General features: G+C 72.1%; 16 protein-coding genes and 1 pseudogene. 6 read left to right on the top strand and 11 right to left on the bottom strand.

Annotated features, from left to right (window positions below; translation table 11 throughout):
* The first annotated feature begins 86 nt into the window (after window positions 1–86).
* Complete coding sequence (locus tag ACQPWZ_RS16225) at window positions 87–470, top strand: cold-shock protein (protein ID WP_327682950.1); 384 nt, start codon at window positions 87–89, stop codon at window positions 468–470.
* Between the two features lie 24 nt (window positions 471–494).
* On the opposite strand, the gene ACQPWZ_RS16220 is transcribed toward ACQPWZ_RS16225, so the two are convergent.
* The 4 genes from ACQPWZ_RS16220 to ACQPWZ_RS16205 all read right to left on the bottom strand — a co-directional run bounded on the left by ACQPWZ_RS16220 (window position 495) and on the right by ACQPWZ_RS16205 (window position 4,147).
* Complete coding sequence (locus ACQPWZ_RS16220) at window positions 495–1,340, bottom strand: 1,4-dihydroxy-6-naphthoate synthase (RefSeq protein ID WP_313945646.1); 846 nt, start codon at window positions 1,338–1,340, stop codon at window positions 495–497.
* Window positions 1,337–2,143 (bottom strand): futalosine hydrolase, encoded by an 807-nt coding sequence (locus tag ACQPWZ_RS16215; RefSeq protein ID WP_433571700.1) that lies wholly within the window; start codon window positions 2,141–2,143, stop codon window positions 1,337–1,339. The genes ACQPWZ_RS16220 and ACQPWZ_RS16215 overlap by 4 nt, the downstream gene beginning before the upstream one ends.
* 16 nt (window positions 2,144–2,159) lie before the next feature.
* The gene (locus tag ACQPWZ_RS16210; RefSeq protein ID WP_340473783.1) at window positions 2,160–2,639 is read right to left on the bottom strand and encodes a DUF2771 domain-containing protein; all 480 of its coding nucleotides are present in this window, start codon (window positions 2,637–2,639) and stop codon (window positions 2,160–2,162) included.
* Window positions 2,640–2,797: 158 nt separating this feature from the next.
* Window positions 2,798–4,147, bottom strand: coding sequence for an MFS transporter (locus ACQPWZ_RS16205; RefSeq protein ID WP_340473781.1), 1,350 nt, complete (start codon window positions 4,145–4,147; stop codon window positions 2,798–2,800).
* A gap of 302 nt (window positions 4,148–4,449) precedes the next feature.
* Between ACQPWZ_RS16205 and ACQPWZ_RS16200 the strand changes: the two genes are divergently transcribed.
* Both ACQPWZ_RS16200 and ACQPWZ_RS16195 read left to right on the top strand, forming a co-directional pair.
* Complete coding sequence (locus ACQPWZ_RS16200) at window positions 4,450–5,382, top strand: DUF3027 domain-containing protein (protein WP_405570679.1); 933 nt, start codon at window positions 4,450–4,452, stop codon at window positions 5,380–5,382.
* 263 nt (window positions 5,383–5,645) lie between these two features.
* Window positions 5,646–8,795, top strand: coding sequence for a sacsin N-terminal ATP-binding-like domain-containing protein (locus tag ACQPWZ_RS16195; protein WP_433571699.1), 3,150 nt, complete (start codon window positions 5,646–5,648; stop codon window positions 8,793–8,795).
* A 114-nt stretch (window positions 8,796–8,909) separates the two neighbouring features.
* Here the strand turns inward: ACQPWZ_RS16195 and ACQPWZ_RS16190 are convergent, their stop codons facing one another.
* The 6 genes and pseudogenes from ACQPWZ_RS16190 to ACQPWZ_RS16165 all read right to left on the bottom strand — a co-directional run.
* On the bottom strand, window positions 8,910–11,444 hold the full coding sequence (locus ACQPWZ_RS16190; RefSeq protein ID WP_433571698.1) for a hypothetical protein: 2,535 nt from the start codon (window positions 11,442–11,444) through the stop codon (window positions 8,910–8,912).
* Between the two features lie 135 nt (window positions 11,445–11,579).
* Window positions 11,580–12,164 (bottom strand): hypothetical protein, encoded by a 585-nt coding sequence (locus ACQPWZ_RS16185; protein WP_433571697.1) that lies wholly within the window; start codon window positions 12,162–12,164, stop codon window positions 11,580–11,582.
* A 134-nt stretch (window positions 12,165–12,298) separates the two neighbouring features.
* Window positions 12,299–13,168: a hypothetical protein gene (locus ACQPWZ_RS16180; RefSeq protein WP_433571696.1), complete on the bottom strand. Its 870-nt coding sequence runs from the start codon at window positions 13,166–13,168 to the stop codon at window positions 12,299–12,301.
* Window positions 13,169–13,537: 369 nt separating this feature from the next.
* Window positions 13,538–14,998 carry an MFS transporter gene (locus ACQPWZ_RS16175; protein WP_433571695.1) on the bottom strand — a complete coding sequence of 487 codons (1,461 nt, stop codon included), beginning with the start codon at window positions 14,996–14,998 and terminating at the stop codon, window positions 13,538–13,540.
* A 103-nt stretch (window positions 14,999–15,101) separates the two neighbouring features.
* A complete protein-coding gene (locus ACQPWZ_RS16170) occupies window positions 15,102–17,567 on the bottom strand; it encodes an HAD-IC family P-type ATPase (protein ID WP_433571694.1) in 2,466 nt (821 codons plus the stop codon).
* A 181-nt stretch (window positions 17,568–17,748) separates the two neighbouring features.
* Window positions 17,749–18,033 (bottom strand): annotated as a pseudogene (locus ACQPWZ_RS16165) (DUF2530 domain-containing protein); the annotation flags it as partial.
* A gap of 201 nt (window positions 18,034–18,234) precedes the next feature.
* Here ACQPWZ_RS16165 and ACQPWZ_RS16160 point away from each other — a divergent pair.
* The gene (locus tag ACQPWZ_RS16160; protein ID WP_391844342.1) at window positions 18,235–19,671 is read left to right on the top strand and encodes an NCS2 family permease; all 1,437 of its coding nucleotides are present in this window, start codon (window positions 18,235–18,237) and stop codon (window positions 19,669–19,671) included.
* A gap of 34 nt (window positions 19,672–19,705) precedes the next feature.
* Here ACQPWZ_RS16160 and ACQPWZ_RS16155 read toward each other — a convergent pair whose 3' ends face one another.
* A complete protein-coding gene (locus tag ACQPWZ_RS16155) occupies window positions 19,706–19,888 on the bottom strand; it encodes a ribbon-helix-helix protein, CopG family (RefSeq protein WP_313945660.1) in 183 nt (60 codons plus the stop codon).
* 194 nt (window positions 19,889–20,082) lie between these two features.
* Between ACQPWZ_RS16155 and ACQPWZ_RS16150 the strand changes: the two genes are divergently transcribed.
* Both ACQPWZ_RS16150 and ACQPWZ_RS16145 read left to right on the top strand, forming a co-directional pair.
* A complete protein-coding gene (locus ACQPWZ_RS16150; RefSeq protein ID WP_356703929.1) occupies window positions 20,083–20,523 on the top strand; it encodes a MarR family winged helix-turn-helix transcriptional regulator in 441 nt (146 codons plus the stop codon).
* 27 nt (window positions 20,524–20,550) lie between these two features.
* Window positions 20,551–21,867 (top strand): MFS transporter, encoded by a 1,317-nt coding sequence (locus ACQPWZ_RS16145; protein WP_405570664.1) that lies wholly within the window; start codon window positions 20,551–20,553, stop codon window positions 21,865–21,867.
* Window positions 21,868–21,869: the final 2 nt, after the last annotated feature.

Below are 21,869 nucleotides of genomic sequence, written 5' to 3'. Positions count from 1 at the left end.
ACCCGCTGTAGTGCTATCCAGAGCCGTTTTTCGGCGCCCATCTTCCGGTGCCCCAGCGCCCCAAGAGTACGAGGACGAGGACAGACGTGCCTACCGGCAAGGTCAAGTGGTTCAACAGCGAGAAGGGCTTCGGCTTTCTCTCCCGCGACGACGGCGGCGACGTCTTCGTGCACTCGTCGGTTCTGCCCGCCGGGGTGGAGGCGCTCAAGCCCGGTCAGCGTGTCGAGTTCGGCGTGGTCGCGGGTCAGCGCGGCGACCAGGCTCTGTCGGTGACGGTTCTCGACCCGACCCCGTCCGTGGCGGCGGCACAGCGCCGCAAGCCCGATGAGCTGGCCTCCATCGTCCAGGACCTGACGACGCTGCTGGAGAACATCACGCCGATGCTGGAGCGCGGCCGCTACCCCGACAAGGTGCACGGCGCGAAGATCGCCGGCCTGCTGCGCGCCGTGGCGGACCAGCTCGACGTCTAGAGGCAGTCGGGCCGCCGGGCCCGGTCAGTTGTCGACGAAACCCAGCGCATCGCGGCCGAGGGGCGGTACCAGCCCCTCGGCCGCGGCGCGTGTCAGCAGCCCGCGCACCGCGGCGTAGCCGTCCTCGCCGAGGTCGGCGGTGAACTCGTTGACGTAGAGCCCGATGTGCTGATCGGCCACCGCAGGATCCATCTCCTGGGCGTGCTCCAGTACGTAGGTGCGGGAGGCCGCGGGATCGTCCCAGGCCATGCGGACCGACGTACGGATCGACTCGGCCAGCTGCCGCAGAGTCCCGGCGCCCAGCGACCGCTTGGCGATGATCGCGCCCAGCGGGATGGGCAGCCCGGTGGTGGACTCCCAGTGCTCGCCCATGTCGGCGAGGCAGTGCAGCCCGTAGTTCTGGTAGGTGAAGCGCGCCTCGTGGATGACCAGACCCGCGTCCACCTTGCCGTCGCGCACGGCGGGCATGATCTCGTGGAACGGCATCACGACGACCTCGCCGACGCCTCCCGGCACGAGGTCCGCGGTCCACAGCCGGAACAGCAGATACGCGGTGGAGCGCTCGCTCGGCACCGCGACCGTCTTCCCCCGCAGGTCCACCCCCGGCTCACGGGTCAGCACCAGCGGACCGCAGCCGCGGCCGAGCGCCCCGCCGCAGGGAAGCAGGGTGTATTCGTCGAGCACCCACGGCAGTACGGCGTAGGAGACCTTGAGGATGTCGGACTCGCCGCGCTCCGCCATGCCGTTGGTGATGTCGATGTCCGCGAAGGTGACGTCGACACCGGGCGCGCCCGGCACCCGGCCGTGCGCCCAGGCCTCGAAGACGAACGTGTCGTTCGGGCAGGGCGAGTACGCGATCTGCAGGGTCACGGCGATTCCTCGAACAGGGGTGTGAGCAGCTGGAAGGCGTGCCGAAGGGAGTCCAGGGCCTCTTTGATGCGCCAGGCGTCGCGGTCGCGCGGGCCGACGGGGTTGGAGACCGCACGGATCTCCAGGACGGGCAGGGCGTGGGCGGCGGCGGCCTCGGCGACCCCGAAGCCCTCCATCGCCTCGGCGCCGGCGCGGGGGTGACGCGCGATCAGCTCCTCGGCCCGGCGGGCGGTGCCGGTCACCGTGGAGACGGTGAGCACAGGTGCGACGAGATGCGGCAGCCCGCCGGCGTCCAGCAGCTTCGCGGCCCGGCCCGGCAGCCCGGGGGGCGGGAGATGGGTGGTGCGGCCGAATCCGAGCCGGTCGACGGGGAGGTATCCGTCGGGGGTCTCGGCGCCCAGATCGGCGGCGATGATCTCGTCGGCGACGACGACCGTGCCGAGCGGGGCGCGGGACGGGAACCCGCCGCCGATGCCGGCGGAGACGACGAGGTCGTAGGGCGGGAGGGTGCCGGGGGCATCCCCCGGTGCCTGTGAGGGTGCCGCGGTCAGTGCCCGTGCCTGCTCGTGTGCCGGTGCGGTCAGGGCGGTCGCCGTCGCTGCCGCCGCCGCTGCCGGACCCACGCCGGCCGCAAGGACGTCCACGAGCACGACCGGGGTCTGCGCGCCGGACGCAGGGCGCGCGTACCGCGTCAGCGCGTAGCCGCCCGGCAGGGCCCGCGGGCTCCCGTCCGCGAAACCCGCGAGGCCGGCGGCGACCGATCCGGCCTCCGCCGCCACCGCGGTCACGACAAGTACGCGCACAGCCACGCTCCTGGGGTCAGGAGGTCTTCTCGAGGGTGAAGTGCCAGATCCCGACGAGCTTCTTGCCGTCCGTCTCCACGATGCTGACCTGGGCCTTGTTCGTGGTCTCGCCGGTCTGCGAGGCGAAGAACGCGTTGCCGGGGATGGTCCGGTACGTCTTCTTGTACGGCTCCTGCTCGGCCTGCTGACCGCCGATGAACAGGGTCCAGCCGTTGTCGGCGATCTCGGGGTCGACGCCGAAGCGGACCTTGTCGTCCATCGCGACCTTGACGGTCTTGCCGTCCTTCTTGTTCAGGCAGCCCTGGATCAGGGATTCCTTGATGGCGGCACCGTCGTTGTAGCAGGCCGCCTCGGTGCTGACCGAGTTCGTCCCGACCGTGACGGTCGCGAGCGGTGTCGGCTTGTCGCAGGCGGAGAGGACGAGGAGCCCGGCGGAGACGGCACCGACGGCGGCAGCAGCACGGCGGCGCTTGCCGGAGAAGAACGCAGCGGTCATGGCCGAAAGGCTATCGGGCCGGGGGCGCGGGTCGGCGCGGGGGTGGCGTGTCGCCGCGCGGTTGGTGGCTGAGCCCGCCCGTTCCGGCCCCGCCGGCGGGTGAGGAAGTGCGGGCCCTGTCCCCGACAGGCGCAGGCGCAGGCCTCTGAGGCGGCGCCCTACGCCAGCTTCGGGCGCGGGTGGCTGCCCCGGTGCGCCGCCGTCAGCAGGCCCCGTACCGACAGTGCCGCGCCCACCGCCACGATGCCCGCCGCCACCGACATGCCCAGCGTGCCGTTCAGCGGCAGCGCGATACCGATCGCACCGCCGACCACCCACGCCATCTGGAGCAGCGTCTCCGAGCGGGCGAACGCCGACGTACGGACCTGCTCGGGCACATCGCGCTGGATCAGCGCGTCCAGGGACAGTTTCGCCAGCGCCTGGCACAGACCCGCCGACGCGCCCAGCACCGCCACCATGCCCGCGCCGAAGAACACCGCCGTGGCGATCGCGGCCGCCAGCACCACCGCCAGCACCGTCGCGATGATCACCTCGGGGCCGCGCGACTTCAGCCACGCCCCGACCGTCGTGCCGAGCGCGTTGCCGACACCCGCGGCCACGCCGACGATGCCGAGCGAGACCGCCGCGCTCTGCCCGGCCAGCGGATGCTCGCGCAGCAGGAAGGCGAGGAAGAAGATCAAGAACCCGGACAGGGCACGGAACGCCGCGTTCGCCTGGAGACCGTGGAGCACCGAGGGCCCGACCGTGCGCAGGCTCGGCTTCTTCTCCCCGTGCGTGAGCATGTGCGCCTTGCCCTCGCCCTTCGCCGAGTCCACCTTCGGCGGCATGGTGAAGGCCCAGTACGCGCCGAGCAGGAACAGCGCACACGCCCCGTACAGCGGCCACTCGGGCCCGATCTTCTGCAGCCCCACCCCGATCGGCGCAGCGATCCCGGTCGCCAGCAGCCCGGCGAGGGTGACCCGGGAGTTCGCCTTGACCAGCGAGAACCCCGGTGGCAGCAGACGTGGCACGACCGCGCTGCGCACCACTCCGTACGCCTTGGACGCGACCAGCACTCCGAGCGCCGCCGGATACAGCTCCAGACCGCCCGTCGCCACCGCGCCGGACAGCGTCACCGCGAGCACCGCCCGGGTGAGCATGGCTCCCGCCATCGCCGCCCGTCGGCCGTGCGGGATGCGGTCCAGCAGCGGGCCGATGACCGGGGCGAGCAGGGTGAAGGGCGCCATGGTGATGGCCAGATACAGCGCCACCCGGCCGCGCGCCTCGTCCGTCGGCACGGAGAAGAAGACCGTCGTCGCCAGCGCGACGGTGATCATGACATCGCCCGCGCCGTTGACCGCGTGCAGCTCGATCAGTTTTCCGAGACCCGACTCGCCCGCGCCGTGTGCGTGTGTCGCTTTCCGGATGCCGCGGGCGGTGCCGGTGAACGGCAGATGAAGGGCGCGTCCGACCGCCCGGCCCGCCCTCCCGACCGGCCCGGCTCGCTCCGACGACCTCACGGTTGCCACCACGTCATAGTGCCCCAAGCCCCGCCATGACGAACCGAGATGCGTCGTAGTTGGACCCTTGTTGGGGCGCGCAGGTGGGCGGCGGGCTGCGGAGGGGGTAGCGTGCGTAGCGCGCCACCGGCGGTTGTTCTCGGCCGCGCGCCTCTTCGGCATCCCGCAGAATGGATGACGGTAGGTGTGCCCGAGACAGGTTGGTCTGGGCGCGGACGTCGATGCGGCCCTCTGGTCCGCTCCGCCTGCGGCCCGTCCCTCACGAATCGGCCGGCGCACCCGTGAGACGGCGTAGGAGAGAAGCGAGACCTGTGAGTGCTGCGACGACGCGAAGCCGAACCCCCGACCGTCTGTGCGCCGAGGCGGTAGACCTTGCCCGGGAGGCGGCCGAAGAGGCCGCTGCCCCAGGAGTGGTCGGCGAGCATGTGTCCCTCGTGTCCGAGGGAGACCGCGTCGTCACGCACTTCTTCGAGAGCAAGGAACCCGGCTACCGCGGCTGGCGCTGGGCCGTCACGGTCGCCCGCGCCTCCCGCGCGAAGGTCGTGACGCTCGACGAGACCGTCCTGCTGCCGGGACCCGACGCGCTGCTGGCCCCCGAGTGGGTGCCCTGGAGCGAGCGGCTGCGGCCGGGCGACATGGGCCCGGGCGATCTGCTGCCCACCGAGGCGGAGGACCTGCGCCTCGAACCCGGCTGGACCGGCGAGGACGCACCGCCGCCGAACTCCGCCGTCGCCGAGACACTGCACGACCTGGCCGAACGGGTCGAGGACGAGGACGCCGAGCTCACCGACCGCAGGCCCGCGGGCAGCGGGGGCAACGGCCGGGGCGCGATCACGTCGATCGCCGAGGAGCTGGGACTGCGCCGGGCGCGGGTGCTGTCCCGGTACGGCCTGCGCGCTGCGGCCGCCCGCTGGGAGGAGTCCTTCGGGCCGAACACCCCGATGGCGCAGGCAGCCCCCGCTCCCTGTGCCTCCTGCGGGTTCCTCGTGCCGATCGGAGGCTCGCTGGGGCAGGCCTTCGGCCTCTGCGCGAACGAGTTCTCGCCCGCCGACGGGCATGTCGTGTCCTTCGCGTACGGCTGCGGTGGCCACTCCGAGGCCGCCGTGATGCCGAAGACGCCGACGCCCGCACCGCATGTGCTCGACTCGATGGGGGCGGACGCGTTCCCGCTGCGGCCCGCCCGCGACGGGGGCTCGGTGTCCTCGGAGCCGGACGCCGAATCGGACGACCTCGGGCACTCGTAACGCCTGCGTACGGATCGGGCCGGGCTCGCGCGAGCCCGGCCCGCCCGATCCACCCGCCCGGCGCTGCGTCGTGCCCGTCCCCGATGTGTCCCCCCGTTCGGGGACAAATCGGTGGACACAGCTCCTTCCGCCCTCTGGACGTCCCGCGCTCGGTACGCGGTACCTTCGGCCGCACAGGCATCACCGCCGGCACGAGTCCGGGCAGCACCGGCAGTGCCGGCAGCACGGCACCGGCGGCATCAGCGGAAGAGCGGAGTCACAGCGTGAGCGTCAGGACGACCGAGTGGGCCGACCCGTTCGGGACGGCGCGGCTGCGGCGCGGCGTGCTCGACGCGTGGGGTGCGAGCCCCGCTCGCTTCCGGGAGGACGCGAACGCCGAGGAGGACCTCGTCCTCGGCGGCTACCGTGACCGCCTCGTCGTCGAGCTCGCCCAGAACGCCGCCGACGCCGCCGCCCGCGCCGGGACCGCCGGCCGCCTGCGGCTGACCCTGCACCCCGGCACCGGGGACGCACCACCGGTCCTCGCCGCCGCCAACACCGGCGCGGCCCTGGACGCCACCGGCGTCGAATCGCTGAGCACCCTGCGTGCCTCCGCCAAGCGCGACAGCGGTGAGAGCGCCGTCGGCCGGTTCGGCGTCGGCTTCGCGGCCGTGCTGGCCGTGAGCGACGAACCCGCCGTCATCGGCCGCCACGGCGGCGTCCGCTGGTCCCTCGCCGAGGCGCGCGGTCTGGCCGAGGAGGCCGCCCAGGCGAGCCCCGGCCTCGGCGACGAGCTGCGCCGCCGCGACGGGCACGTACCGCTGCTGCGGCTGCCGCTGCCCGCCGAGGGCACGGCCCCCGAGGGGTACGACACCGTCGTCGTCCTGCCGCTGCGCGACGGCGCGGCGGCCGACCTCGTGGAGCGGCTGCTCGCCGGGGTCGACGACGCGCTGCTCCTCACCCTCCCCGGCCTCGCCGAGATCGTGATCGAAACCCCGGACGGCGTACGGGAGTTGAGGCGTACCGTCCAGGGTCCCTACGTCCACGTCCAGGACAGCGCGCACGGCGAGCGGCGCTGGCGTGTCGTCAGCCACGGCGGCGGCCTCGCTCCGGCCCTGCTGGCGGACCGGCCCGTCGAGGAGCGTCTGCGGCCCCACTGGGCCGTCACCTGGGCCGTGCCCGTCGACGACGAGGGCGCGCCGGCCCGGCCGCGTACCGCGCCCGTGGTGCACGCGCCGACCCCCACCGACGAACCCCTCGGCGTCCCCGCGCTGCTGATCGCCACGCTTCCGCTGGACACCACGCGCCGCCATCCGGCGCCCGGGCCGCTCACCGACTTCCTCGTGGAGCGCGCCGCGCAGGCCTACGCCGAGCTGCTCGGCGACTGGCAGCCCGTCACGGTCGGCACGATCGACCTGGTGCCGGGCCCGCTCGGCAAGGGCGAGCTGGACGGCGCACTGCGGGCGGCGATCCTGCGGCTGCTGCCGCGTACGGCGTTCCTGGAGGCGGCGGCCCCGCGCGACGTCGCCGGGGAGTGGTCCGGACGGGACGACACCGGACTGCCCGTGGGCGAATCCTCGGCCGGTCTGCGGCCGATCGAGGCGGAGGTCCTGGAGGGCGCCGGCGCGGAGACCGTGCAGGTGCTCGCCGAAGTGCTGCCGAGTCTGCTGCCGGCCGGGCTGGAGCGCCGGGTGGAGCTGCGGACGCTCGGCGTCGCCCGGGTCCCGCTGACCGAGGCGATCGACCGGCTCGCGGGGCTGGAGCGCGAACCGGACTGGTGGCGGCGGCTCTACGACAGCCTCGCCGGTGTCGACCCCGACCGGCTGACGGGCCTGCCCGTCCCGCTGGCGGACTCCCGGACCACGATCGGGCCGCGGCAGACGCTGCTCCCGCTGGCCGACACCCCGCAGGAGTTGGCCCGGCTCGGCCTGAAGGTCGTCCACCCCGACGCGGCGCACCCGCTGCTGGAGAAGCTGGGGGCGCTGCCCGCGACACCGCGAGCGGTGCTCACGACGCCGCAGGTGCGGGCCGCGGTCGCCGGGTCGATGGACGCCGGCGAGATGTGGGACGAGGACGCGCTCGACGCCGACGAGGTCGTGCAGACCGTGCTCACGCTCGTACGGGACGCGGGTCTCGAACCCGGCGACGAGCCCTGGCTGGGCGCCCTCGCGCTGCCCGACGAGGACGGGGAGCTCGCCCCGGCGGGTGAACTGGTGCTGCCGGGCAGCCCGTTCGCGTCGGTGATGCGCGACGACGAGCTGGCGCTGTGCGATGCGGAACTGGCCGAACGGTGGGGCGAGCAGCCGCTCGCCGCCTGCGGGGTGTTGGCGAACTTCGCGCTGGTACGGGCCACGGACGTCGTCCTCGACCCCGATGAACTGGAGCCCCGCGACGGGGACTTCGCGGAACCCGACGACGCCGGCCTGCTGGACGCGGTCGACGTCTGGTGCGAGGACGTGCTCGACCGGCTGCCGGACACACCCGTGCCCCCGGTCGCCACGGAGATCGTCGCGGTGCGCGATCTGGACCTGGTGGACGACGACCGCTGGCCGCAGGCGCTGGCGCTGCTGGCCCAGCCGCCGCTGCGGGACGCGCTCACCCAGGCCGTACGGGTCCTGCTGCCGGACGGCACGACGGAGACCGTGCGGCCCTACACCGCGTGGTGGCTGCGGGACCACCCCGTCCTGGACGGCAGGCGGCCCGCCGGGCTGCGGGCCGCGGGCGGCGATCCGCTGCTCGAAGGGCTGTACGAGGCCGTCGACGCGACCGGCTTCGACGACGCGCAGGTGCTGCGGGCGCTGGGCGTACGGACGTCGGTGGCGTCCCTCATCGACGAGCCGGGCGGCGCGGCCGAGCTGCTCGGCCGCCTCGCGGACCCCGGCCTGCCGGTGCGGCCGGCCCAACTGCACGCGCTCTACACGGCGCTGGCGGAGCTCGACCCGGAGCAGGTGACGCTGCCGGACGAGCTTCGCGCGGTGGTGGACGGAGAGGTCCGGGTGGTCGACGCGTCCGACGCTGTCGTGGCCGACGCCCCCGACCTCCTCCCGCTCACCGTCGGCATCCCGCTGCTGCCGGTGGCTCCGTCCCGGGCGGCGGAGCTGGCGGAGCTGTTCCAGGTACCCCGCCTGAGCGAGACGGTGGCGGCGGAGGTCACGACCGAGGGCGAGGAGTACGAGGTCCCCGAGTCGGTGCACGTCCTGCTGGGCGCGGGCACCCCGGCCACGTACATCGAGCACGACGAACTGATCGCGGGCGGCACCGAACTGGAATGGCGCCGCACCCCGGACGGGGTGATCCACGCATCCACGGTGGAGGGCGTGGCGGCGGGCCTCGCGTGGGCGGCGGCCCAGTGGCCGCGCCGCTTCGAGGTGGCGGCGCTGCTGGAGGACTCGTCGCGTACGGACGAGCTGGCCCGGAACCGCTGGTTCGACTGAGACACCGGCCTGCGCGGACACGTGAGAACGCGGACACGCGAGAACGCGGACACGCAAGAAGGGGGGCGCCCGGACAGGGCGCCCCCCTTCTCGCGTACGACCTCGTTCGTGTCCCTAGCGGACGTCCACGAAGACGACCGGTGAGGCGGCAGCCCCCACACCGGGCGTACGCGGCAGCAGCCACCGCCAGTTGGCGTCGTACGCGGCCTTCGGCGCGGCCTTGACCGTGCCCGTCGCGTCGGCGGTCACGTGGGCGGCGATCGTGTAGGCCGAGGTGCCGGGACGGCGGAACTCCAGCTGGACCGCCTTGCCCGGCAGGGCGTTCCAGCGGCCGGTCGACCAGTCCGCGATCCCGGCGATGCCGGAGACGGCGAACGCCTTGCCCTTGGTCACCGCGACCGTCGGCGCGGTGATCGTCACCCGGGTCTCGCGCAGGATCTGGGCCGTGGCGAGATCGCTCCGGTCGGTGAAGCTCCGGCCGTCGAGGGAGCGGGCCCAGACGGCCGCCTTCCACTCACCGGCGAGATCGTTCCGGCCGAGCTGACCGCGGGCGTTGAGCTGGAAGGGCGCCTCGCACGTGGACGTGGTGGCGTCCACCGGTGTGCACGCCGGGGTCCAGGTACGGATCACGGCGTCCGGCCGCCCCGGGTCGCTCCGGTGGAGAATGACGCCCGTGTTCGCCACGCCCGCCGGGTCGGAGACGGTGTAGCGGACCGTGTACGGCTCCCGGTTGGGGTCGTCGTACATGACCGGCGCGATCACCCGGCCGTTGTTGACGACGACGTCGGTGATCCTGATGGAGCCCACGGTCTCGTCGGCCGCCGGCGCCGGGCCGACGAACGCCCGGACCACCGTTCTGCGGACGGTCGATCCCTGCGAGTCCTTGCCGCTCACGCGCAGCGAGACGTATCGCGCGTTCTGCGGGACGGAGAGTTGGGCCGTCGCCCGGCCGCCCGTGTCCGCGACGGGCAGAGCGGTCCATGTCGCGCCGTCGTCGGCGGAGTACTCCAGGCCGGTGACGCTCGCGGTCGCCCCCAGCCCGCGGGTGGTGGCGAGCGCCTCCACGGTGACGGGGGAGGCGCCGGCCGCGTTGCGGGCGTCGAGCCCGTCCACGCGGACATCGACGTCGGCGAGCGGCAGTTCGTCGGTCGGGCCGCCGCCGTAGCCGTCCGAGACGAAGCCCCACTCGGTCGTCTGCCGGGTGGAGAGCCGCGTGGGCCGACCCGTGTGCCTCACCGTCTGGGTCAGTTCATAGGGCGCCTGCGCCCTCGGGACCGTGGCGGACCACACCTTGGGCGTCTCGAGGTCCTTCGTCTCGGCGAGCTTCGTGCCGCGCGAGGTGAGCAGGAAGTCCTGGACGGAGTCGTAGTCGCTGCCCGCGTGGCCGAGCGAGTCGGTGAAGGCCCACGGCTCGTACACCTCCAGCTTGTCGGCCCGCCGGACGGCGCCGGAGGGCGGGAAGGAGCGCACGGCGAAGGGCGCGGCACCGAATGTCTCGGCCGGGCCTGCGCCCTGGGGGAGGGTGCGGGGTTCGGCGGTGACCGTGGGGCCGCCGTCGTAGGACAGCATGCGGCCGAAGGCCTGGCCGGGCGTGGCGTACTCCGTGACCGTGGAGGGGAACCGGACCGGGGTCGGGAGGTAGACGCCGGACGAGTCGCTGACGGAGGGGTACGACGAGAACCAGCCCGTGGTGTCGTCTCCCGCCGCACGCAGGGTGGTGACCGTCCGTGCCAGGTCGGCCGTGCGCACCTGGGCCCGCGGCGAGGCGGGCACCCCACCCGGGAAGTTGCGGTAGAGGTCGTAGCGGTACGGGCTGGGCGTGTTGGCCGCGGACCCCTCCTTGACCAGCACCTCGTGCACGCGCAGTGAGGCACCGGGCAGTGAGAAGGGCGTCGCGTAGACCTTGTTGCCCCAACCGCCGAGGAAACCGACGATGTCCCCGTTCGGCATGCGGAGCGACACGGCCGCGGAGGCGCGGCGCGCGGACGGGTCGTCCGCCGTGATGGCCGCCTCCTTGGCGAGCGCCGGGTCGAACGTCACCGTCAGGCCGCGGTCCTTCACCGTGAACGTCTTGGTGAGGATGTGGTCGGGCTGCTGCCAGTTGTTGTACATCCCCACGGTGATGTAGTCGCCGGGCGGCAGCGAGACCTTGCCGGAGCTGCCGAACTGCTCCTCGTCGACCTCGTGGGAGACCCAGGTCTTGCGGTTCCACACCTGGATGATGGGCCCGAAGTGATCGGTGCCGGTGAGCTGGATCTTCACGGAGTACGCGGCGCGCGGAGCCGGAGCGGACCGCGTCGGCGATCCGATGCCGACCGTGGTGGACCTCGCGGGCTTGTGCAGTCCGACGGGCCGCACCTGAAGCTTTCCGTCCATGACGCTGTAGGCGTACCGGCCCGGCTGCTCGCCCTGGCTCTTCGGTACGACGCGGAAGCCGGGCGCCGACTTCCCACGGCGCGGGACGACTTCCAGCCGCTCACCGGTGGCGAGCGTCGCCCCGGCGGACGGGACGGGCGCCTGCCCGGCGGGTGCGGACGGCCCCCCGGCGGCCTGCCCCCACCCGGGCGCGAGGACGACGGCGCTCGCGGCGAGCGTCCCGATCAGTGCGCCGTACGCGGTTCTTCGCCGTATTCCGGCATGCCGCAGCATCAATGCGGTTCTCCCCACCCCTTGTCGCCCTGGCGTCTCCCACGCCTCGGGCGTCACAGCGAACGCTGTGCTGGGCACAGCGTAATGGCGGTGGTTGAACGATTGAATATGACCCCCGCATGGTGCGGCCGGGGGTCAGTGGCCGCCCTTGGGTTCCTTGCAGCCGCCCTCCATGTAGAAGCCGTGCGACTCCACCTCGGGGGGCGTGCGGAGCAGACCCGTGATGCAGGGCCCGGCGTCCGGCACGAGGAAGGTGAAGCCGAGCGAACCGCCCGTCTCGTACACCTCCAGGTCCGCGCTGCCGTAGCCGAGCCGTCCCAGTGCGGCACGCAGGGCGGGCTCGTCCCGGACACCCCCCAGCCCGCGCGCGACGCGCTTCGCATGCGCCTCACCACGGCAGGCGGCATCGCCCGACAGCGGTGCCTTCCGCTTGAACGCGTGGTTCTCGGCGTACTTCTGCGCCTCCGGGTCCATCGACCGTGACGCCGTGGCTTCGGGGGACGCGCTCGGCACACCGTCGGAGCAGATGAGCGCCACGTCCTTGAACCGGCGGTCGTGCTCGGCCTTCGCGGTCTTCCGCGCGGCCTCGTAGGAGGCGGACGCCGACGCGGCGGCCCGTTCAGCGGTCTGTTCGGCGGCCTTCTCGGTGCCGCAGCCCGCCAGCACCGGTACGGCGAGCACGAGGAGGAGACCGGCGGCGACGGGCATCAGGCGATTCATGCGGCGATTGTGCGCTGTGGCACGGGTGTTGGTCCTGAGTACGCGTACTCAGGCGCCGGGCCCTTCGCCAGGAGCGGGTTCGGTCACCGTGAGCCTGAGCAATCCCGTTGTCATACGGCGAGTTGTGGGCGTCGTCAGCATGCCGGTGCCAGGACATCCGGCGGGCAGTCCCGGCAGCGGCCCGGTTCCGCCGCACGGAAGGCCCGTTCGCAGCCGCCGTCGCACGTCTGCCAGGGCAGTACGGGCGGCGTGCCGGACGCGGCTGATGGAGGCGGGGGTGCGAGGGGTACGTCGCGGAGGCGGAAGGCCAGGATGCGGGCCGGGCGGGCCCGTAACCGGTCGGGCAGGCCGGTGACGAGCAGATCGGTGAGGTCTTCCTGAGCGACGCCGTGCGCCAGCCACTGGGAGACGGCCGGGGCGAGCAGGTCGGCCTCTCGCCGGGAGAGGACCAGCCGCCTGTCGCGGGTACGCAGGCCGGCGAGGACGGCGACCGCTCGCGGGTCGAGCTCGGCGACGGGGGCGGGCGCCACCGCCTCGGGCGTCGGCGCTTCGGTCCGTGCGGGGGCGGCCGCCGGTCGCGTCGTCGGGGGGAGCCTGCGGGGCCGTGGTGGTGCGGGCGGGGTCGGGCGCGGCGACGGGGGCGGGGGATCGTCCTCGGGCGGTACGTCGTGGAAGAACGTCCGCGTGCGGAGCACACCGCCGGGACCGCGCTCGCGGCGGCGCTCCAGGTAGCCCTCCGCCTCCAGTTCCCGCAGGGCCCGGGAGATGAGGATCTCGCCCTCGGTGAAGTGCCGGCACAGGGCGTCGATGCGCACGGGTGCACCGTCGGGCAGCGACAGGATGTAGGCCGCGACGCCGACCGTGACCGCGCTTCCGCGGCGCTGCGCAAGGGCGTTGGCCATGACCGTGAAGTCGGCGGTGAGGCGGGTGCGGACGTGGATCACGCCGGAGGTCGGAGCTCCGGCGGCGGCGCGCAGGCGCGCGTTAGACTGCGGTTCAGCCATCGGGAAGGGTTTGCTTCCTGATCGGTGAGGCCCTCGTTCGGGATGCCAGTCCCGGCCGGGGGCCGTCATATGCCAGCGGTTGTTTGCGGGGAACGTAACCGCCAACTTCCCGCCCCCGCAAGCCAGTCACCCGTCCGGGTGACGAGGGGGAGGGGAGGGTGGGTGGTTGGTTCTTTATCCCAGGTTCTTCAGGGAGTTCGTGGCTGTCCGGCCCCTCGCCGACGAGGTCCCGGTGCCCGTGCAAGCCCTGGTCACTCCCGGATCCCGGCCGACGCGGCCCCGGCCACCCGCAGTCCCCGCTCCGGCCCCCGAAACCTGGCGGCTCGGGCCGGTCGTGCCCAACTCCCCTGCCGCACACCCCCGTACACCTCACCCCCGCCGCGGCCCGGTGCTCTCGTCCGACTCCGACTCCGACTCCGTCTCCGGCGGCGGCCACGGCGCGTGCATGGACAGCGGCGGCACCTTGCCGTGGACCACGAGCCGGTGGCGTACCACCAGCACGACGACCGACGTCGGCAGGATCACCGCTCCGCCGAAGCGCAGGATCGTGTCGTACGCGTCCTCCGCGGGACTCTCCGGAGTCATCGCCGTGATCGTGGCCGCCGCGCCCGCGAGGGCGATCGCGCCCAGGGTGACCAGGAACGTCAGCACCACACCCGACGCCTCGCCCGCCCTGGCGGGCGGTACGACCTGCTGGGTCGCGACGCTGGCGAAGGTCCAGCCCAGTCCGAGGCCGAGCCCGCACCAGGCGAAGACGGGGATGTAGAGCCACCAGGCCGTCACCTGGCTGAGCGCGATCATCCCCGTTCCGGCGATCAGCCCGGCGAGTGCCATCACCGCGGTGGGCCGCATGTGTGTCCCCAGCCGGGCACCCAGGGGGCCGGCGCATGCCACGAGCAGGGCGGGGGCCAGGAACACGATGCCCGCCATCAGCGGGGACAGACCGCGTACGCCCTGGAGATAGAGCGTCGCGACGAAGACGGTGACGCCGTAGCCCATGTTGGCGACCGAGCCCATGCCCGTCACCAGGTCGAAGGAGGTGTTGCGGAACAGACGCAGATCGACCAGGGGGTGCCGGGCCCGGCGTTCGCGCAGCAGGAAGAGTCCGCCCGCCACCACGGCCGCACCGAAGAGGGCGAGGGTGCGGACGCTGTCCCAGCCCCACGCACTGCCGCGTTCCACGGCCAGCGTGACGGCCGCCAGAGCGCACACGATCGTGAAGCAGCCGGTCAGATCGAGCTGGCGGGGCGCCGAGGGGTCACGGGAGTCGGGGACGGAGCGGAGCGCGACGATCAGCGCGAGTGTGCTGAGCGGGGCGAGCAGCCAGAAGATCCAGCGCCATCCCGGGCCTTCGGTGAACCCGCCGCCCACGAACGGCCCGAGAGCGGTGCCGATGTTGGCGATACCGAACGCGGCGCCCAGCGCGCGGCCCTGGTTCTCGCCGGGGAAGGCGTTGCTGATGACCGCGACGGACACCGGGAAGACGAAGCCGGCGCCGATGCCCTGGACGATACGGGCGGCGACCAGCAGCGGGAGCCCGGGGGCGAGCGCGCACGCCACCGACCCCGCCGCGAACAGCGCGATGCCGACGAGCAGGGTGCCGCGGCGGCCGAAGACGTCCCCGACCCTGCCGCCCACGATGAAGAAGCAGCCGATGGCGAGCATGTACGCGGACAGGGTCCACTGGGCGGCCGAGGGGGTGACGTCCAGCTCGGCCGATATCCCGGGGATGGCCAGGTTCAGGGCGAAGAAGTCGAGCTGGATGCAGAACAGGGCGACAGCGCAGGCGACGAAGGCGCCCTTCTGCGCGGACGACGACTCTGCGCGCATGGGCACGTCCTCTCAGGCGGGCCTGCCCGTGTCCCTCGCCGTCCATTCTCGGGCCGCCCCCGCGGGTCCGCAGCCCGACGCCCGCCCGCCGCGCCCCGGAGCCCTACGCCGGGTACTTCCTGCCCACGAACCGCCAGGCCAGCTCCAGCAGCACCGCCCCCACCGCAGCGATCGCCGCCGCGGCCCACGGCATCGTCATGCCGACCAGCTTCAGCGCGAAGAAGTGCTGGAGCCAGGGCACGACCAGCACGATCAGGAAGCATCCGCCCATCGTCGCCACCAGGGCGATGCGCCACCACGTGTACGGGCGGGCGATGATCGCGAGGACCCACATCGAGACCAGGAACAGCGTGAGCGTCGCCGCGCTCGTCTCCGCCTCGAGGGCGCCGGGTCCGGCGTAGTGGGAGCGGGCCAGGAGGTAGGTGCAGAAGGTGGTGACCGCCGCGATCGTGCCCGAGGGGATCGCGTACCGCATCACCCGGCGCACGAAGTGCGGCTTCGCGCGCTCCTTGTTCGGCGCGAGGGCCAGGAAGAACGCCGGCACACCGATCGTCAGCGTCGACAGCAGCGTCAGATGCCGGGGCAGGAAGGGGTACTCCACCTGCCAGCAGACCACCAGGATCGCCAGCAGCACCGAGTACACGGTCTTGGTCAGGAAGAGCGTCGCGACGCGGGTGATGTTGCCGATCACCCGCCGCCCCTCCGCCACCACGGACGGGAGGGTCGCGAAACTGTTGTTCAGCAGCACGATCTGCGCGACGGCCTTGGTCGCCTCGGAGCCGGAGCCCATGGAGACGCCGATGTCCGCGTCCTTGAGGGCGAGCACGTCGTTGACGCCGTCGCCGGTCATGGCGACCGTGTGGCCCTTGGACTGGAGCGCGCCCACCATGTCCCGCTTCTGTTGCGGGCTCACCCGGCCGAAGACCGCGTGGGAGTCGAGCTCGGCGGCCATCTCGGCCCGCTCGGAGGGGAGCCGGCGGGCGTCGACCGTGTTCTCCGCGCCCGGCAGACCGAGCTTTCCGGCCACCGCGCCCACGGAGACCGCGTTGTCACCGGAGATGACCTTCGCGGTGACGTCCTGGTCGGCGAAGTAGCGCAGGGTGTCCGACGCGTCGGGCCGCAGCCGCTGTTCGAGGACCACGAGCGCGGTGGGGGTCGCCCCGGCCGCGACGGCCGGCGCGTCCAGTTCGCCCGCCGCCCGCGCGAGCAGCAGCACCCGCAGACCCTGCTCGTTGAGCTGCTCGATCTCCGCGAGCGCCTTGTCACCCGCGGGCAGCAGGACGTCGGGCGCCCCCAGCAGCCAGGTGGAGCTGTTGCCGTTGCCCTCGCTGAACGCGGCACCGCTGTACTTGCGCGCCGACGAGAACGGCAGCGACTGCGTGCACCGCCAGTCCTCGCTGTCCGGGTAGGAGTTGATGATCGCCTGGAGCGAGGCGTTCGGCCGTGGGTCGGACTCGCCCATCGCGCCCAGCACCTTGCGCACATAGGGCTCGTCCGCGCCGTCCAGCGGCCGCAGCTCGGTGACGTCCATGCCCCCCTCGGTCAGGGTGCCCGTCTTGTCGAGACAGACGACGTCCACCCGCGCCAGGCCCTCGATCGCGGGCAGCTCCTGGACGAGGCACTGCTTGCGGCCGAGCCGGATGACGCCGATCGCGAAGGCCACCGAGGTGAGCAGCACCAGCCCCTCGGGGATCATCGGCACGATGCCGCCGACGGTCCTGGCGACCGAGTCCTTGAAGTTGTTGTCCTTGACCACCAGTTGGCTGATGATGAGCCCGGTCGCGGTCGGGATCATCATCCAGGTCACGTACTTGAGGATCGTGCTGATGCCGCTGCGCAGCTCGGAGTGGACCAGCGTGAAGCGGGACGCCTCCTCGGCGAGCTGGGCCGCGTACGCCTCGCGTCCCACCTTCGTCGCCGTGAACGCGCCGCCGCCCGCCACCACGAAGCTGCCCGACATGACCTCGTCGCCCGGCTGCTTGAGGACCGGGTCGGCCTCACCCGTCAGCAGCGACTCGTCGATCTCCAGGCTCTGAGCCTCAGCCACTTCGCCGTCGACCACGACCTTGTCGCCGGGGCCGAGTTCGACGAGATCACCGAGGACGATCTCGGAGGTGGAGATCTCCGCGGAGGCCCCGTCGCGCCGTACGGACGGTTTGGCCTCACCGATGACGGCGAGCCCGTCGAGGGTCTTCTTGGCGCGCAGTTCCTGGATGATGCCGATGCCGGTGTTGGCGATGATCACGAAGCCGAAGAGGCTGTCCTGGATCGGCGCGACGAAGAGCATGATCACCCACAGCACGCCGATGATGGCGTTGAAGCGGGTGAAGACGTTGGCCCGGACGATGTCGGCGGTTGACCGCGAAGAGCGCACGGGGACGTCGTTGACATCGCCCCGCGCGATGGCTTCGGCGACCTCGGCCGCGGTGAGCCCGGTGGCCGGCGGCCGGGTCGCGATGAGCGACTTCGGCGGCTTCATCGGGTGCACGGGATCCAGTTCGGCGCCCGCGTCGATGTGGGGGCCGTCCGGCTCGGGGCCGTTGGTCTCGATCCTCGCCCGCTGCGTCATGGTCTCGACGGTACGACCGGACGGTCCCGTTCACCCGCCGAGTCGCCCGGGATCAGACCGGGGGAGGAGACGAATCGTCCCGGGGAACTACGGGTTCGTCCGAGGGTGACCCCGGCTTGCTCCCGGGAACGGCGGATTCGTCCCCGCGCGCCCCGGGCTCGCTCCGCCCGGGCTCGCTCCGCGCGGGCCCGTCCGCGGCGGCCGGGGCCGTCGCGCTCTCCGCCGTCTTCGCCCGCTTGATCGCGACATCCCGGCCGCGTACGTACCAGATACCGATCAGGCCGAGGCCCGCGCCGGCCAGGCAGGTCCACACCCACCACATCAGGTCGCGTTCGTCGAACCAGTTGTAGAAGGGGATCTGCACCAGGAAGAGGACGAACCACAGGATGGTGCCGCCGACGATGGTGCCGACGATCGGCCCCTCAAGGGGCTCAGGTGCCTCGTGCCGTGGGGTCCACTTCGCCATGCGGCCAGTCTAGGCCGCGGCCCGTACGCCCTTCCCGCCCGGTCGCCTCCGCTGCTCACACGCTGTCTACGCGCGGAGATAGCGATCACGGCCTCATATGTTCATACTGAAACGGTTTGCCCCTGACCGGTTTTATTCGTATGAACCGCCAAGTTCAGTCTCCGCTGAACCGCCGAGTTCAGTCACCGCAATGAGGACCGCATGACCAGCTCGGCCCCCGCCAAGGTCGACCCCCCGCAGACGCCGTCCGGCCCCCTGGACCGCTTCTTCAGCATCTCGCAGCGCGGTTCCACCGTGGCCCGCGAGGTCCGTGGCGGCTTCGCCACCTTCTTCGCGATGGCCTACATCATCGTGCTGAACCCGATCATCCTCGGCAGCGCGAAGGACATGTACGGGCATCAGCTCGACAGTGGCCAGCTGGTCACCGCCACGGTGCTGACCGCGGCCTTCTCCACGCTGCTGATGGGCGTCATCGGCAATGTCCCGATCGCCCTGGCCGCCGGTCTCGGTGTGAACACCGTCGTCGCGCTCCAGCTCGCGCCCCGGATGTCGTGGCCGGACGCGATGGGCATGGTCGTCCTCGCCGGCATCGTCGTGATGCTGCTGGTCGCCACCGGGCTGCGGGAGCGGGTGATGAACGCGGTGCCGCGCAGCCTCCGCAAGGGCATCGCGATCGGTATCGGCCTGTTCATCATGCTGATCGGGCTCGTCGACTCGGGCTTCGTCTCCCGTATCCCGGATGTCGCCAAGACCACCGTGCCGCTCCAGCTGGGCCTCGACGGCCACCTCAACGGCTGGCCGGTGTTCGTCTTCGCCGTGGGCGCCCTGCTCACGCTCGCCCTGATCATCCGCAAGGTGCCGGGCGCGATCCTCATCTCCATCGTCGTGATGACGCTGGTCGCCATGGGCATCCACGCGGTGGCCGACGTCCCGAGCTGGGGTCTGACCACGCCCGAGTGGCCGGGCAGCCCGGTCGCGACCCCCGACTTCGGGCTGGTCGGCGAGGTGAGCCTGTTCGGCGGCTTCGAGAAGGTCGGCTATCTGACCGGTGTGCTGTTCGTCTTCACCGTGCTGCTGTCCTGCTTCTTCGACGCCATGGGCACCATCCTCGGTGTCGGCGACGAGGCGAAGCTGATGGACGAGGACGGCAACTTCCCCGGGATCAACCGGGTCCTGCTGGTGGACGGTCTCGCGGTGGCCTCGGGCGGCGCGACCTCGTCGTCGGCGACGACCTGCTTCGTGGAGTCCACGGCGGGTGTCGGTGAGGGGGCCAGGACGGGGCTCGCCTCGGTGGTGACCGGCGCGCTGTTCTCGGTGGCGCTGTTCCTCACACCGCTCGCGACCATGGTCCCCTCGCAGGCGGCGACGCCCGCGCTGCTGGCGGTCGGCTTCCTGATCCTCGCCGGTTCGATCCGGGACATCGACTGGAGCGACTACACGCTCGCGGTCCCGGCGTTCCTGGCGATGGTGATGATGCCCTTCACCTACTCGATCACCAACGGCATCGGCATCGGCTTCATCGCCTTCAGCGTGCTGCGGCTGGCCGTCGGGCGGGGCCGCGAGGTGCCCGTCGCGATGTACGTCGTCTCAGCGGTGTTCGTCTTCTACTACGCGATGCCGGCACTCGGCCTCACCTGATCCCCCTCCCACGGCCCGACATGACGCCCAGGGCTCACGTCAGGCCGTAGAACTTCTCCGTCTCGTCGACGGCCGCCTTGAAGCGTTCGTCGAAGTCGTCGCGAATGAGCGTCCGGACCACGTAGTCCTGGACGCTCATTCCGCGTATGGCGGCGTGGTGCCTGAGCCGGTCGAGCAGCTCACCGTCTATCCGCAGGCTGAGCACAGTCGATCCCATGCCTGTCAGGGTCGCCGCAGCGTTGTGGCCGGTGCGTCACTTTCCGGATACGTCTCACTCATATGGGTGACCCAGTCATTTCCCGGGCGCCGCCGGGCCGCCCCCGGGGTGCGCCGCCCGGCCGCCTTCGCGCCCCTGTCCGGCCCCTGCCCTCGGCTGGTATTTAGCATGGGTAATGAGTTACGCTAACGAACATGTCGGACCTGTCCTACGGCGACGATGCCGCCGCCGTGAACTCCCTGCGCTCGGCCGTCATGCGGCTGGGCCGGCGCCTGAAGCACCAGCGCGTCGACGAATCGCTGAGCCCCACCGAGATGTCGGTGCTCGGCACGCTGGCGCGCTGCGGCTCGGCCACCCCCGGTGAGCTGGCCCGCAAGGAGTACGTACAGCCGCCGTCCATGACCCGGATCGTGGCGCTCCTGGAGGCCAAGGGTCTCGTCCGGCTCGAACCGCACCCCGACGACCGCCGGCAGAAGGTCGTCAGCCAGACGGAGCAGGCCGAGGCCATGCTCGAGGAGAGCCGCCGTAAGCGGAACGCCTGGCTGGCCACGCTCGCCGAGGGGCTCGACGATGAGGAATGGGCCAAGCTGCGCGCGGCCGCTCCTGTACTGGAGAAGCTCGCGCACCTGGCGTAAGCACCAACCGCCGAGGAGGCGACGCTTTTGAGTACGGGACCCGGAGCAGACTCCGCACCCGCACCCTCTCCTACGACCATGTTCAGCTCACTGAAGATCCGTAACTACCGGCTCTTCGCCATCGGCCAGGTGGTGTCCAACACGGGCACCTGGATGCAGCGCATCGCCCAGGACTGGCTGGTCCTGACGCTCACCGGATCCGCATCCGCCGTCGGCATCACCATCGCGCTGCAGTTCCTGCCGATGCTGCTGTTCGGCCTGTACGGCGGGGTGCTCGCCGACCGCCTGCCCAAGCGCGGTCTGCTGCTGGCCACCCAGTCGGCCATGGGCGCGACGGGCGCCGCGCTCGCCGTCCTCACCCTCACCGGTCACGTCGAGGTCTGGCACGTCTACCTCACGGCCTTCCTGCTCGGCATGGTCACCGTCGTCGACAACCCGGCACGCCAGTCCTTCGTCTCCGAGATGGTCGGCCCCGACCAGCTCGGCAACGCGGTCAGTCTCAACTCCGCCAACTTCCAGTCCGCGCGTCTCGTCGGCCCCGCCGTCGCCGGTGTCCTCATCACGGCCGTCGGCAGCGGCTACGCGTTCCTCTTCAACGGACTGTCCTTCCTCGCCCCCATCGCCGGCCTGCTGCTGATGCGCAACAGCGAGCTGCACAAGGTGGAGCGCGCGCCCCGGGGCAAGGGGCAGTTGCGCGAGGGCCTGCGGTACGTCTCGACGCACCCCGAACTGATCTGGCCGATCATCCTGGTCGGGTTCATCGGCACCTTCGGCTTCAACTTCCCGATCTGGCTGTCGGCGTTCGTCGACGACGTCTACCACTCGGGCGCGGGCACCTACGGCCTGCTGAACACGCTGATGGCGGCCGGATCGCTGGCGGGCGCCCTGCTCGCGGCCCGGCGCGGCACCTCACGGCTGCGGTTCCTGGTCGGAGCCGCGGTGATGTTCGGACTGCTGGAGACCGTCGCCGCGTTCGCACCGGGCTTCTGGATCTTCGCGCTGATGATGGTGCCGATCGGGATGGCCGGCCTCACCGTCAACGTCACCGCCAACTCCAGCGTCCAGATGGCGACGGAACCGGCGATGCGCGGACGGGTGATGAGCCTGTTCATGATGGTCTTCGTCGGCGGTACGCCCCTGGGCGCGCCCGTGTTCGGCTGGATCACCGACACCTACGGACCGCGGATCGGCTTCGCGGCGGGCGGTCTCATCTCCCTGCTCGCGGCGCTCGGCATCGGTGTGATGCTCGCCCGCGCCGGCGGACTGCGGCTCAAGGTCGATCTCCGACCGGGCCACAAGCACCTGGAGTTCGTGCCCCGGGAGCGGCTCGCGACCGCCGCGTGAGA

It is taken from the genome of Streptomyces sp. CA-251247, from assembly GCF_050952975.1.
Lineage (GTDB): Bacteria > Actinomycetota > Actinomycetes > Streptomycetales > Streptomycetaceae > Streptomyces > Streptomyces achmelvichensis.
The sequence above is the reverse complement of the archived record's forward strand: the minus strand, read 5'-3'. Positions and strand labels throughout refer to the sequence as shown.